This window comes from Sphingobacterium sp. UBA7038, assembly GCF_002494055.1.
Lineage (GTDB): Bacteria > Bacteroidota > Bacteroidia > Sphingobacteriales > Sphingobacteriaceae > Sphingobacterium > Sphingobacterium multivorum.
Genome location: NZ_DLAV01000006.1, coordinates 267,657 through 281,612, shown reverse-complemented (window position 1 = coordinate 281,612; position 13,956 = coordinate 267,657). Strand labels below are relative to the sequence as shown.

The 13,956-nt window shown below is 38.1% G+C and carries 14 protein-coding genes; 2 read left to right on the top strand and 12 right to left on the bottom strand.

The window, feature by feature from the left end:
* Positions 1 to 38: 38 nt before the first annotated feature.
* From B3H30_RS03025 to B3H30_RS02985, 9 genes are all read right to left on the bottom strand, one after another.
* On the bottom strand, positions 39 to 224 hold the full coding sequence (locus B3H30_RS03025) for a CsbD family protein (RefSeq protein WP_046672091.1): 186 nt from the start codon (positions 222 to 224) through the stop codon (positions 39 to 41).
* Positions 225 to 352: 128 nt separating this feature from the next.
* On the bottom strand, positions 353 to 748 hold the full coding sequence (locus B3H30_RS03020; protein ID WP_070565238.1) for a hypothetical protein: 396 nt from the start codon (positions 746 to 748) through the stop codon (positions 353 to 355).
* Positions 749 to 1,155: 407 nt separating this feature from the next.
* On the bottom strand, positions 1,156 to 1,341 hold the full coding sequence (locus B3H30_RS03015; protein ID WP_070565235.1) for a hypothetical protein: 186 nt from the start codon (positions 1,339 to 1,341) through the stop codon (positions 1,156 to 1,158).
* A gap of 17 nt (positions 1,342 to 1,358) precedes the next feature.
* Entirely contained in the window at positions 1,359 to 1,850 is a 492-nt protein-coding gene (locus B3H30_RS03010; protein WP_070565233.1) for an SRPBCC family protein, read from the bottom strand.
* Positions 1,851 to 2,127: 277 nt separating this feature from the next.
* The gene (locus tag B3H30_RS03005) at positions 2,128 to 3,033 is read right to left on the bottom strand and encodes an AraC family transcriptional regulator (protein WP_070565230.1); all 906 of its coding nucleotides are present in this window, start codon (positions 3,031 to 3,033) and stop codon (positions 2,128 to 2,130) included.
* A gap of 201 nt (positions 3,034 to 3,234) precedes the next feature.
* Positions 3,235 to 4,224, bottom strand: coding sequence for a DUF5007 domain-containing protein (locus B3H30_RS03000; protein ID WP_070565228.1), 990 nt, complete (start codon positions 4,222 to 4,224; stop codon positions 3,235 to 3,237).
* An 8-nt stretch (positions 4,225 to 4,232) separates the two neighbouring features.
* On the bottom strand, positions 4,233 to 4,916 hold the full coding sequence (locus tag B3H30_RS02995) for a hypothetical protein (protein ID WP_070565225.1): 684 nt from the start codon (positions 4,914 to 4,916) through the stop codon (positions 4,233 to 4,235).
* Positions 4,917 to 4,933: 17 nt separating this feature from the next.
* On the bottom strand, positions 4,934 to 6,547 hold the full coding sequence (locus B3H30_RS02990) for a RagB/SusD family nutrient uptake outer membrane protein (RefSeq protein WP_046671676.1): 1,614 nt from the start codon (positions 6,545 to 6,547) through the stop codon (positions 4,934 to 4,936).
* Between the two features lie 4 nt (positions 6,548 to 6,551).
* A complete protein-coding gene (locus B3H30_RS02985) occupies positions 6,552 to 9,689 on the bottom strand; it encodes a SusC/RagA family TonB-linked outer membrane protein (RefSeq protein ID WP_046671675.1) in 3,138 nt (1,045 codons plus the stop codon).
* A 239-nt stretch (positions 9,690 to 9,928) separates the two neighbouring features.
* On the opposite strand from B3H30_RS02985, the gene B3H30_RS02980 reads away from it, so the two are divergent.
* Together B3H30_RS02980 and B3H30_RS02975 are read left to right on the top strand one after the other, a co-directional pair.
* Positions 9,929 to 11,095, top strand: a complete 1,167-nt coding sequence (locus tag B3H30_RS02980; RefSeq protein WP_070565222.1) for an FN3 domain-containing metallophosphoesterase family protein — start codon at positions 9,929 to 9,931, stop codon at positions 11,093 to 11,095.
* Positions 11,096 to 11,142: 47 nt separating this feature from the next.
* A complete protein-coding gene (locus B3H30_RS02975) occupies positions 11,143 to 11,625 on the top strand; it encodes a GNAT family N-acetyltransferase (protein WP_217493521.1) in 483 nt (160 codons plus the stop codon).
* A 78-nt stretch (positions 11,626 to 11,703) separates the two neighbouring features.
* Here the strand turns inward: B3H30_RS02975 and B3H30_RS02970 are convergent, their stop codons facing one another.
* The 3 genes from B3H30_RS02970 to B3H30_RS02960 all read right to left on the bottom strand — a co-directional run bounded on the left by B3H30_RS02970 (position 11,704) and on the right by B3H30_RS02960 (position 13,241).
* Entirely contained in the window at positions 11,704 to 12,633 is a 930-nt protein-coding gene (locus B3H30_RS02970; RefSeq protein ID WP_286833185.1) for an alpha/beta hydrolase, read from the bottom strand.
* Between the two features lie 100 nt (positions 12,634 to 12,733).
* The gene (locus tag B3H30_RS02965) at positions 12,734 to 12,955 is read right to left on the bottom strand and encodes a methyltransferase type 11 (RefSeq protein ID WP_070565219.1); all 222 of its coding nucleotides are present in this window, start codon (positions 12,953 to 12,955) and stop codon (positions 12,734 to 12,736) included.
* A 157-nt stretch (positions 12,956 to 13,112) separates the two neighbouring features.
* Positions 13,113 to 13,241, bottom strand: coding sequence for a hypothetical protein (locus B3H30_RS02960; protein WP_256602545.1), 129 nt, complete (start codon positions 13,239 to 13,241; stop codon positions 13,113 to 13,115).
* Positions 13,242 to 13,956 lie beyond the last annotated feature (715 nt).

The following is a 13,956-nucleotide window of genomic DNA, read 5'->3' as shown; positions in this document are numbered from 1 at the left end:
CTTTTTGAGACAGCCTCTTTTATCACACAATACTAAACCTACAAATCGTTCAACCACTTATTTACCTCATCCTGTGTTTTACCGGTCTTCTTTTGAAGCTTACCTACCAATTCGTCTTCTTTGCCCTCAGCATACAATAGATCATCGTCGGTAAGGTCTGCATATTGTTGTTTTACCTTGCCTTTGATTTCGTTCCAACGGCCTTTCCATGTTAATTCGCTCATAATTACTTTCGTTTTATTGTTTGTTAATAGAACAGTATCGCTCCGCAAATCGTTTAGAAAATAATGTTATAAAATGTTAAACTCACAACATTCACCTGGCAAACAGGCGCTTTCTATTTTTCGCAGGACTATTTCCGATTACAATTGGCCGTCCATGCCTTGCCGTCTTTTGTATAACCAATTGTCAATTTACCGGCATCAATACGGATAAATCCCGTACCTGCTGAGCCGATATTAACTAAGACGTTATCCTTTTTTTCAAAATCTACTCCATTGAGATTAGGAATGCCATTTCCAAAAGCAAAATTATAGGTATCGCCAACTTTTGTTACAGTAACCGTTCCTTCTCCCGAGGCAACATCGTTATCATTGTTGTTCATGTCATCAAAGCCAATAGTGCCTTCATATTTTCCAACAAAAAGATCGTTATCAGCCGGATCATCATCTTTGCTACATGATGTAAAGCCTACTAATACTGTTAAAATAAGCATACCTAGTCCCAGTGTTTGAATTAATTTTTTCATACGTCGATGTGTTATTGTGAATAATTTATGTATTACAGCAGGGTAAAATTCAAACTTTGTGCCAGTCCAAATACAAGATTCGAAACATACGTATCAAAACGCCCAAGAAGAGGTATAAATACAGTCTAAGGGTATTAATACAATCCGACCAAGACGAAACGCCCAATTGAGAGTCTATAACCGTACATCGAAGATCATTCAGAAAACAAATCTCATCCACTAAGAAAAGAGGCAAAATATTTTTTAAAAAACTTGGAGCGAAAGCGCATTATCGCTAAATTCATTTATTCCAAGCCTACACTATGGAAATCAATTATGCGTCTATTGTCCGAAGATTTGAGGAATACTTTGACGTATGGAGTTCCAAAGTATACCAATATGGGCTCAACAAAACCAAATCTTCTTATCTAGCCGAAGAAACTGTGCAGCGTGTATTTATCAAACTCTGGAAAAATATGCGTGACAAAAATATTGATTCCAGCATAGAATCCCAGATATTCTGTATCACCCGAACAGTAGTGATTGATTTGGTCAAAGCAGAGTATAATCGAAAGAAACTTTTGGATCACGATCAGACAATTGTCTTGCGGCATAGTCCTCATGATGATTTTTATGCCAAACAACTTTCATCCACACTCCATGAAATTGTCGATAAATTACCAAAGAAACGCAGCTGCCCTTTACCTGTTTCAATATATGCTTCTAAACTTTTCACAAATTGTCGCCATCCATCTGTACAAATATCATAGCATTCGATTTCAGGGGATAAGCCAATATGTTCAAGTTGCAACACAATCCCTTTTTCTTTTTCTGTGATGTCCCAAACGATCGTTGTGCCAATCCATTCTTTTTGATTATTCAATCCGGGAAGGGCTATCAATGAATCTTCGACATGCCAAACAACTTTTGCATTTTCATGTAAGTCTTCCACTTGCATTACTTTGTAAATAAGATCTCCAAATCGAATTGTAAATCTATCGTCCTTCTTATTGGAAGAGCCCTCAAACATGACTGTCCACCAAAATGGTATTTCATCGGTTAGTGCTTTAAATACCCGATCCTTTGTTACACCCAACTGGATAGTTTGACTATAATTTTCCATTGCCAATTTTTTTTTATTAAATACGGCCTCGATTTTCCGTTATTATTAACGAATTTATAGATAGATTTTCCAATCGATCTTAGCATAAGACAAGTTTTTCTTTAGTTTTAGGTAGTAGCGGATAATAGCTATATTACTTTTATACTCCAAACAACACGTTACTAATCAAATATAAAACCATCTATGAAGACTATGCTTCGAAAATTAGGAATATTAGGATTTCTGATCGTACTAAATCTCTCCACATAAAAGCCACGTCTCACGACGTGGCCTTAAACTATACATATGAAACAATTGTATTTTCTGTATAGCGCTGATCATAGCGCAAAATATACTCTTTCGGTGTGCAGCCGATAATCTGTTTAAATACGCGGTTAAAATTTGTAATGCTATTGAAGCCGCAGTTGTAAGCAATAAATGAGATATTTTCCAAATGTAAATGATCTTTTCCCAATTGACTACAAACCTCATTAATTCGTATCCGGTTTAGATAACCAACTAAAGTGATTCCACAGTGTTTTTTGAAATAACGGCAGAATGCCTGTGGCGACAGGTGTGCCCTTTCTGCAACACTTTCTAAAGTAAGCCCATGTTTAAAATGTGTATTGATATAATGACAAACCTTCTCTATGCGGTTATTTTTTCCAGTGGAACCGACTACAGTCTCCATCGGTTCGGGACAGAGCGCATCTGTTCTCTTTGAAATTTGGGCTAGTGTCCGGAGCAAATAGAAGAAATGCATCATTTTATCGATCTTTTCCGATTGTTTTAATAACAGCATACGCTTAGATACCATGTCGAAATCCACCTCCGGAATCTTAAATCCCCTGGAATCCTGACTTAAAAATTGCTCCAAGGATTCAAATTCACCCAACATAAAAAGTTGTTTCAACCTCCCTTCCGGATCAAAAAAGATCGAAATGGATCTAGCGGCATCACCAGCCTTATCCTCGGATACAGATTTAAATACATGTGCTTGGTGAGCAGCGATGAAAAATATATCGTTTTCCTTAAAGGGATGGAGGGTTTCATCCACAAGCAACACACCTTTTCCTTTCGTAATCCACATTAACTGGGCTTCTTGATGACGATGCAAATGTGGATAGAACGATTCCGAGATATCCTCCTGGACAGTGATGCTTTGTCCTTTAATTACAGGAATATTAAATTGTAACGTTTTCATAGCATGTTAGTATTAGGTTACTCAACATTGGTTTTACTAAATATAGACAACAAGCGTAACATATTGAGAAATGTCAATCGCACATCTAATAAAATGTCAAAATTTGCTCATAATTGGTTAATTTTCGCACTGTGGGCATCTAAGTTTAATATAGATCTGGGTTTAATAAAGTGTGGGGAACTTACTATGCTCCCCTAATCTTTATTGTGTAATACGCGTTACCGTTGGCAGTTTTACCTGAACCTCATAAGTACCTTCCATCAATAGCTGGAATCCAAAAACAGGGTTGACATTATTAGCACTTAAGCCGTCGATTTGGGCATACTTCATGGGGATGCGATAGTAATTGAGAAAACCCCAATCTGTTCCATCTTTTCCAATTAATTTAGCAAGCGGAAAAGGTGCAACCTCAAAATCACAGATCAACGAATTATCTGTCACTTGGACTGGATTAAACTTCACATGAGATTCAAACATCGGTCGATCCCCCCGTTTGATCACTTCTCCATTTTTAGGATTGAATGCATTTCCATTTTTATCGACGATCTTTAGGATAACACGAGCGCCATCGTTTGAAATTTTTGTACAAGTCACTTTTGGGGCTGTAATTCCGGTAAAAACTTCTGCAGCGCTCGATCCACTTGCCGCTTGATAGGTTACTTTAAACATATCATCAATCGTAGGTTCTACAATCTCGATGGTGGCCAATTTAGGGAATACACGCTCTCCTCTAGGGTTGGTCATTTTGACATCAAAATTAAAACGCCCTAAAGGTAGATTGGCAGAAGCTCGATTAAAAACCAGCTGTCCACTGACTGTATTAAATTCCATCGGGGCTTTCTTTACTGTTTCTCTCTTTTTATTGAGTAGTTCGACCGTGGTATCTGTCTCGGCATTGAACACTAAACCAGGCTTAAAGGTTAGAATGTCAAATTCTTTAAAAAAGACATCCGGTGCGGGCTGACCTGTTGCTTCATCGTTTAAGTTTAACAATTCGAATGTATAGGGGGGCGTAGAACCATCTGTATTAATACGGTCAGACATCGTTAGGGACATTCCACGTTTGCAAAAAATGGTATTATCTTTATATCGTATACCTTCGCTCAAAAAGCCGTTTTCAATTTTCTTGCAGCCAGAAGTTAGCGCAAAAGCAAACAGCAAGCTATATAAAATTTTTAAATTCGTTTTCATATCAGTCTCTAATCAGCCATTTTTCCGGCGTTAAAAAATAAACGATGTGTGTTTTGCAATACATGCAATACACCTGTCGTCGTCCTAATTCCCGAGGTTTGACAATCATAGGATTTATCAAGTTGATCTTTTGGAATCGCATTATAATCGGGTTCCTCAGCATCAAGAGTACCGATCACCTTTGTGAAATTGAGATAATCTACATAATCCAGATAATCGCTGTAGTCACGTGTTCTGCGCAATTTGATATTGAACCTGACATTGGGAATTGCACCAAGCTTGCTTACAAAATATTTGTTGTCAGGGCTGAGATTTTCTCGTGTGATCTTTCCATCGAATAGGTAGATCATCATCGAATCACGTAATTCTTTGACTGGGATGTTATTGATCCCGAACTGAATATTTTCGTTTCCCACCTCAATGATCCTTTGTTGTTTTTTGGCGGCTACATAATCCCGTACGCCATAATCGCTCGTTGCAAAGAACGTGACATCTGAATTCACAATATCTTTAATACCGGCACGGTCTATAATCTTAACCAACGAATCAAAGCTACCATGCTGCTTCAAAAAATCATAAGTTGTCTGGTTCACGTTGGCATCGCTCTTTCCACCATCGACTTTATAATTATCCTTCTTACATGCGAAAAGAAAAATTAATATTGACGCAAACAATCCTGTTATCTTTTTCATAATTCTTTTTTTAGTGCTTACACCTTTCCTCTCCAGTATGAGGTCTGTGTCAACTTGTTATTATTTTTGAATAGGGCTGGATTAATTGGCCAATAGAATCCTTCCTGACGGAAGCGGGACTCAGAGAGCCATGGAACAAAATTGCTGTATTGCCTTGTTCGCAATAGATCATAAAAAATATGCCCTTCGAGATAAAGTTCTTTTCCTCTTTCAATAATATATTCGTACATGACATCGTCTTTACTCGATGTATTATCCACGAAGGCAGATTCATCGGCGCCATTCCTTTTTCTAAATTCATTGATGATGTCTATTGCTTTGGAAACTTGATTTCTATAAAGTGCAATTTCGGCTTTCAACAAGCGCATATCCGCTAACCTAAAGACAATCAGATTATTGCTAACATAAGCATCTTGCTTTTGTGAGGGATTACGGTAGACAACACTTTGATATTTTACGCAAGTAGGTTTATCACTGTTTAGATCGGTAAAATTACGTCTACAACGAATATCACTATCGTCGAAGACCTGTGAAGGCATCGCCTTCCACTCCCACTGCTGCAAACTTGTATTCCAATACCAGTCCCAAACCTGGTCTATTTTATAAAAATGATTTGTCAGATAATCTGCATTGACATAACACCTCGAATTTGTTCCAGAAGTTGCCAGCTGCGCAGTTCTCAAAAACATATTGGCAATATGTTGATTGGTTCCTTCGCGTGTATTTTCACTCATTGCAATTTCAAAAATACCTTCACTCGAAAGTCCTTCGAAAGTCTTATAATAATTAGATGTGTCGGTCAATGAATACATACCATTATTTAAGATTTCATCGATGGCTTTATCTGCTTTGTCTACCGTTTCGAGATCAGGTTGGTTTGAATTGACATCACTCATTGTTGCCTTCCAAAGGTAGAAATGAGCTAACAATGCATTCACCGCGCCTTTATTGGCTGTGACTTTGGCGTTCCCAACAAGTGAATATTGCCAAGGCAACAATTCATGTGCCTGCAGTGCATCCTTCTCGATCTGCGCCATAACCTCTTTTTTGGTACTCCGTGCTAATTCTGGAGCAGAAATAGGGTCGTCGTATTCTTCCGTTACCACGGGCACGTCTCCCCACACGCGTAGCATCATAAAATAAGTGAACGCCCGTAAAAAATAAGCCTCTCCAAGCATCTCATTTTTGAACTTCGTTGGATTGGTCACATCGGTCAGTAAATCGTCCGCCACCTTAGGAACTCGATTAATAATGATATTGCTCATCGTAATCGCTTTATAGTACTTGGTCCAATCTCCAAAATTCTCTACATTGTATTGAAATGTAAAATCTCCATTTTGGATCCCTTCGAGTCCATCACCATTATATTGGATTGTAAAATAATTCTTGGCAATTGCATCGCCATACATAAAGTATCGTGGACTCGGATTCCAGTTACCCGAATTCATCACATCCCGTACCAAAGCATAGTTACCTGCCATAGCACTCCGTAAATCCCCTGAGCTTTTCCAATATGCGCCCGCGAAAGTCGAATTGACGGGTTCTTCCACCAAAAACTTTTTACATGACCCTAGCAAGAAAACCAGCATCAATAGCACCGCTAGTCTATAGTTTAAAAAAAATCTTTTCATCGTCTTAAAAAGTTAGTTCAAATCCTAATGTATATTTTCTTGGAATCGGATAACCACCACCGTTATACTCTCCATATGGGTTTACAGCCTCGGCATCCGGCAATTTTTTTGATTTTTGCCAACGGGCAACATTATCCACTATACCAAAGAATCTCACTTTGGAAATACTCCATTTCTTGCTGATCCGTTCAGGGAGGTTGTAAGAAAAAATCAGGTTCTTAAATCGCATATAGGAACCATTTTCTAAAAAGAAAGTCTGCGCAGAGGTGTAATAGTAACGATAGGTGCCGATATCATATTTTGCGTATTCGGCCTTGTCGCCGGGCTGTTTCCAGATATTGAGTTTGTCCAGATCCCGTATCGAATAGTAAGCAAAATTTGAAGTCGCATCGCCCGAAGTGGAGTTACTGAATTGATCTGATTCAAAAAGATTCAGTACATCCCTCCCAAAACCGTAGGTAAAAAACAAAGTAAGCGAAAAGTCTTTATAACTAAAGACGTTATTCCAGCCTCCGGTCCACTTAAAATTAGGATCTCCAATCGCCCTTTTATCTGGATTAATACCACTATTAAATACGTCTACAAAATAATCGCCATCTATATCTTCAAAATAAAAATCTCCGGGATTGAATGTTCCATTGGAATTTCGATAGCGTTCGCCTGTATATGGATTGACCGGAATATCGTCCAGGGTCGAGAAAACCCCCAGAGTTTTATAGAGATAAAATGCATTGATCGGGCTGCCCACCGAGAGGATATGAGATTTATCAAATCGATCGCCATCCATGACCATATCGCGGCCGCCATTTGGCAGATTCATGATCCGATTCTTGACATAGGAAATATTTAAATTGGACCGCCAGCTCAATGTGGAGCTACGTGGGAACATATCAGCAGACAATTGAATATCGACACCTGAATTGCGGATTCCTACCGAATTTGTTTTGGCGTAATCGTATCCGGACGTGACGGGAAGCATGACGTCAAATAGCCCATCATAGTTTTCCTTATTAAATACATCTACCATAGCTGTAAAACGTCCCTTGTACAATTCCATATCGACACCTAAATTCCATTGCCTATTGCGCTCCCAGCTGAGATTTTTTTGGGCAACGCCATTATTAAAGTTTGGTGTAATAGCCACTTGGCCATTATAGGAAGTTGCTCCGGAATTACCCTGATACCCCCCATTATTGACATTATAGAGATTATACTGCAAATAGTTACTTTTAGGGAGAGATCCGGTCAATCCATAACTTCCTCTAATTTTAAGTAAGGTGAATATAGGATTGTTTTTCAGAAAATCTTCTTCAGTTAAAATCCAGCCGACAGATGCGGACGGAAAATATCCCCATTTGTTGTTTTCTCCAAATCGGGACGATCCATCCGCACGGACAGCCCCTGAAAACAGGTATTTACTATCAAAATCATAGGAAAAGCGACCGAGATAGGACAGCTGTGACCACTTTTGCAAATCGGAGTTGGCACCGATGTTATTTTGCAGAAATCCTGTAACCACTTGGATCTGATCCGATACCCCCTGACTACCCCATGCGGATACATTTTGCATTTTATTTTTTTCCGCTTCCTGACCCAATAGTACATTTAAAGAGTGTTTTCCAAACTGTTTGATATAAGTTAAAAAGTTCGATATCCTGACTTGGCTATTCTCATAAGAATAAGCTGACGAATAATTACCGGCACCGCTCATCAAAGCTGATGGCCTATTATAAGCCCTATTGGCCATATCTTTGATATAGGCGGATTGGGAAGTAAAAGTTAATCCTGGTGCAATATTGAAAATCAGATTTAGATTGGTATTCAGATTAGAAGATTCATTGTTATCAAGACTACTATTATAGGTACCCAAAAGGTAAGTTTTTTTTGCATCTGAAAGATTAAAAAGTGATGATGGCATACTACCGGCACTCAAGGCAATTGGGCTCACGTCACTCCCGCTTCCTCGCGCTCGCTTATTATACGAATAGGCCACAATGGGATTGATCGTTAAACGTTCATTGATTGCCTTACTGGACAAATTGAGCCTTCCAGTATAGCGTTTAAATCCGGTTGCTTTAATGATTCCCGCCTCATCGTAATAGTTCCCACTAAAACGATATGAACTAATCGCTGACCCGCCGCTAACAGAAAGATCTGCACTCTTAATCTTTCCTTTTTGGTAGAATAGATCCTGCCAATCTGTATTCCCATTGAATGCAGGGTTCAACGAATCGGTAAGCATAAAGGGCAGATTTCTGAAATCGTTGGAAGAAAGCTGATTCTTTAGTATCCTCATCTTCTGCTCACGCTCGGTTCTTCCGAGTGTCACTTCACGGAGTTCGGGCCGTTGCGTTAGACCACCATATCCGGTTAACATAAAACGCGGATCTCCGTTACGCCCTTTTTTCGTCGTGATCATGATCACCCCATTTGCTGCCCTAGAACCATAAATTGCGGCGGCAGAAGCATCTCGGAGCACATCCACAGATTCGATATCATTCGGATTCAGACCTGCTAGATAATTTGTTCCTGTTCCTGTATTCGGGCCTACAAATTGTTCCGTTGGCTGCGGAACTCCGTCAATAACATAGAGTGGATTACTAATGACATTGTAATAATCGTCATTGGAGTAATTCAGGCTAACGGCCGATGTACCACGAACAGCCAATGTCGGCGAAGCACCTGGAGCGCCAGAAAAATTCTGAACGTTGACGCCGGCCAATCTTCCCTGAAGCAACATATCAAAACTGGCTGCCGGAAGATTTTCCAGATCTTTACCCGAAATACTTGAAATCGCAGCGGTCGCTTTTTTGCGGGAGGTACTCTGGTAACCGATCACTACGGCTTCATCTAGAATACTCAATGTTTCGACCAGGGTAAAGGTCATTTTGCCTGCCTCGGGAATGGGTTGACGAGCCCGCTCGTATCCGATAAAACTTGTCTCTAAGATATCTCCGGATTTACCTGAAATCTTAAAATTCCCCTGATCATCGGTCTGTGTACTGTTGGAAGTACTCGTGTTTCTCAAAGTTACTCCGGCCAATTGTTTACCATTTTTATCACGTACGGTTCCCGTGATCTGCTGGCCCAGTGCAATTAGTGAAGTTAGAAACACAGATAAAAATAAAACTATCTTTTTCATTTGTGTTTGATTAGGTGCTCTTACTTAGGTTATTCCAAATATAAGTGCCAAACACAGGTCACATTTTCTTAATTATTACCTGTTTACAGCACTTTTTTAGCAAAAAACAAAACGAGACATCTTTTAGTCTAGCAAGACTGTTACATTTCAATCCATAGCTTGTTCACACAATTTTATATCTTTAGCGCAAGAAAAAACCGATTTAGGTTCCAAAATCAATTATAGACCCAGGTAATACAATGACTAAACTAAAATGCATCATCCTATTGTTGTTCTTCAATTGTTTTATGGCAGTTGGTCAGGATGCGATCAGAATAAATCACTTACCTTTCATTCAAGGATTAACAGAGCAATCTGTTTCCATTATTTGGACGACAGACAAGCCTGCTACTGGCTGGGTTGAGCTGGCCCCAGATGACTCCAGTCACTTTTACTTTAAGGAAAGACCAAAATATTATGCGGCTGCCTATGGCTTCAAAAAAGTAGGTACGTTGCATCAAGTTACATTGAACAACCTAAAACCTGGAACACGCTATAGATATCGTGTGTATAGTCAAGAAGTCCTCAAACATGTTGGCGTCAATGTACAATATGGAAAAGTAGTAGCCAGTGATGTTTATCAAAAGGCACCCTTATTTTTCCAAACCTTTGGCCATGCCAGCTCCACCCATTTTACAGTTGTCAATGATATTCATGAGCGCAATGAGGTACTCGATAAGCTACTGGATATCGGCAATCTAAAGACAAGTGACTTTGTGGTATTCAACGGTGATATGGTTAGTAATCTACTCAGTGAAACACAGCTGTATGAGGGGTTCATGGATACCGCCATTAAAAAGTTCGCCAGTGAAAAACCAATGTTTTATGCAAGAGGCAATCATGAAACACGTGGACCTTTTGCCATTGAATATCCCAAATATTTCCTAACACCAACAGGTAAACTATATTACCAATTTAAGCATGGGAATACCGGTTTTATCGTCTTAGATTGCGGTGAAGACAAGCCCGATACCGACATTGAATATAGCGGTATTGTAGACATGGATAACTATAGAAGCGAACAAGCGGCCTGGTTAGCTCAAGCAGTTGAGAACCCGTCATTTAAAGATGCTGAATATAAGATCGTAATCTGCCATATGCCCCCTTTTGGTGGCTGGCACGGGGAACAGGAGATTTTGGAGAAATTTGTTCCTATCCTCAACAAAGCAGGAACACAGATCATGTTATCAGGACATTTACATAGACACATTATCAAAAATGCGACAAATACAGTACAATTTCCGATCATTGTAAATTCCAACAACAATGTGCTCCGCGTAGATTTAGACGACGAAAAAGGAATCTTCAAAATTCTCGATCAGCAGGGGAAAATGGTCGATCAAGTAATCATTAAGCCGTTAAAATAAAGCGGTAAATTCGCGTATGAAATAACGAACACCATTTTTATGAAACGATGATCGATTTAAAGCCGCTCTCACTCGAAGATGTCTCTCCATTTTATGAATGGATCAATGATGAGATGTCTATAAAGTACTCCCTTTCTCTTTTTCAGTCGCTAAACACAAGGGATCAAATCGACAATTGGTTTCTCTCCGTTGTCAACGATTCTAAAAATTTTAATCGTGGAATTTTCCTAAACGACTCTAATAAACTGATTGGTTATACAGGCATTTGTAATATTTCCAAAGCAAACAGATCTGGAGAGTATTTTATTTTTATAGGTGATCGCGAAGAATGGGGGAAGGGAATAGGCACTCAAGTTACCAAATTAATCTTAGCTATCGGATTTGGAAAACTAGAGCTCAACAGAATTATGCTGACGGTATCTGAGCCAAACTATACAGCCATAAAAGCATATGAAAACGCTGGTTTTAAATTGGAGGGAAGAATGCGTAAAGCTGTTTTAGAGATAATCAATTTCACGACAAGCTATTGATGTCAATCCTGGAAGAAGAGTGGCGTGATCGCACAAAACTAAGTATAAAATAAAACTAATCTCAGAATAGACATATTGTTACTTTGAATAGGCCGTTTTTGGATACAACTTCTTAAAAGCGTTGTAGACCGCTTGATGTATTACAGTCGAATGCAATTCATCAGGCATGTAATCAAATACAAAATGAATCTTCTTATTTCGTTTAAGAATCTCCGATAACGCTATAGCCTCATCAAACATTCTTATGTCTTCTTCCTTGTTGGGGATACCGAGATAAACCTTTATATTTTTTTTCAAATTAGTTTGCAGAAACTTCTCCCCATGCGTCAATAAAGACTCTTCTCCCCACCATAAACTTGGACTTATAATAATATAATTATCAAATAATTCGGGTTGTTTAAATAATATTTCTGATGAAAAAAGTCCTGCCAATGATTCTCCAATTAAAGTCTGTTTTCCGTTCGATTTAAAATTGCCATTTATATAAGGGATCAATTCATTTTTCAGGAATATCCGGTATTTTTCTGAACCACCATACGAAGGAAAGCTCGCTTTTTGAAAACCTTCCTTTTCTATAAAATCTGTGTTTTCAACAGGGAAGGTAAAATCTCTCCTTCGTGTGTTTCCACCGATTCCAACAACAATACTTTGCGGGAATCTATCGATCCAGGGTTGTGTACTGAAACGTACAATACCGGCTATATGAAAAAAATCTTCATCCATACTACCATCAAGAACATATACCACTGGATAGCGAACAGAATCATTGGGGTTATAATTGTCGGGAAGATGAATGTTGATCATTCTGTCTTCAGCCAAAACTTTTGAATGCAATATCTCTGATGTGCCTATCGTTAACGGTGTTCCATTTTGTGCAAAACAGTCTGTATTAAGAATAAAGAGCATTAAAAAAATGAGCATGCTATTGCCTATCATATCCGATATATTACGCTTACCAACAATGTTTTTTTGAGTAATCTTATATTGAAATACTTGACTATTAGACATAACATCCTTAGGGACTGCCAACAGTTTTGTTCAACAAATTACCAGCGCAATTTACAACGAAAATTAATATAATATTTAGCTTTTTATTTTTCATGAATGATTAAATGATTCTTTCGCAACGATAACCCCACTCAAACATCTTTCTAACAATGCTGTTGGTCTCAATTTCCAATTGCGAAGATTCAATTCTTAGAATACGTTCTTCATCTTCAAGATCGAAGTTAATTTTATAAGATGAAAACAGGCTGACAAGAGTTGCAACAATTTGCTGTGCATCTTTCATTCGATAAACATTGGTTTTAAATATTTCGACTCGTTTCATTAGATCAGATTAAGTTCCATTCAAGAAATACGGTGTTAGTCCTATTCCGTTTACTCATTCTAAACTACAATACGGGGCGTGCAACAGCTACAAAATTTAGATAAAGACAGTAAAAAACTCGGTAAATATGGGAAATTAAACGGTGAACATCGAGTTGCTATTTAATAACTGAATTGTAACCGTTCATAAATCCCTGAATAAGTTCTGGTAGATTCAATAATAGAAATACGCAAATGACAATAGCAATAATGGCATAAAAAAACCACGACGAACTTTTCTTTTTCATAACAAGCTATTTAAGAATAATCAATTTAAAAATATAGGCTTCCCAAAGCTAGAAATTACGCTAGAGCTCTACACAAATGAACAGATGCCGTAACATACCCTTTGGATTTTTCACTATAACTCAATATACGAAATTAATCTATATAACAAAAAAGTAATTTAAAAATTATATTTTTCAAAAATAAAAACAGCAGCTTCAAATAAGAAAGTTCATGTTATAAAATGGAATCTTTGCAGTCGGTATATAAATGAATCTTATCTTGCCGCATACTGTGTAAGGTATTAGGCTTTACAGTGCCATTGATTGAAGATTTATATTCTACCATCGTGTCTCCAATATTGGCCTGGGAATCTTTAGTTTTCACATTGGTAGAGAGGCTTACCAATCCTACTATAGTTAAAATTGCCAATGAATTAAAGAAGTGTATCATAAATAAAGATTGAATAGTTTATCCGCCCAATTTCAAAAAACAAACTGTAAAACACCATAATTTTTCGGTGAAAAAACAATTTTCATCGGTAAACAACAGAGTTTTACCTATTAACCGATCACCCCTTGTTATAAACGATTACAAAGAGTATTCCGTGCAAAATTTTCTGATCAGTCCTGTATTACAGATTTTCAGAGGCCCTTGACCATACTAAAAAACAGCGCGTCATCACCTACACTAAGTTCGCGGTCCAATATTAAGTTTTCTTTAATTTTGAAGCTTCCT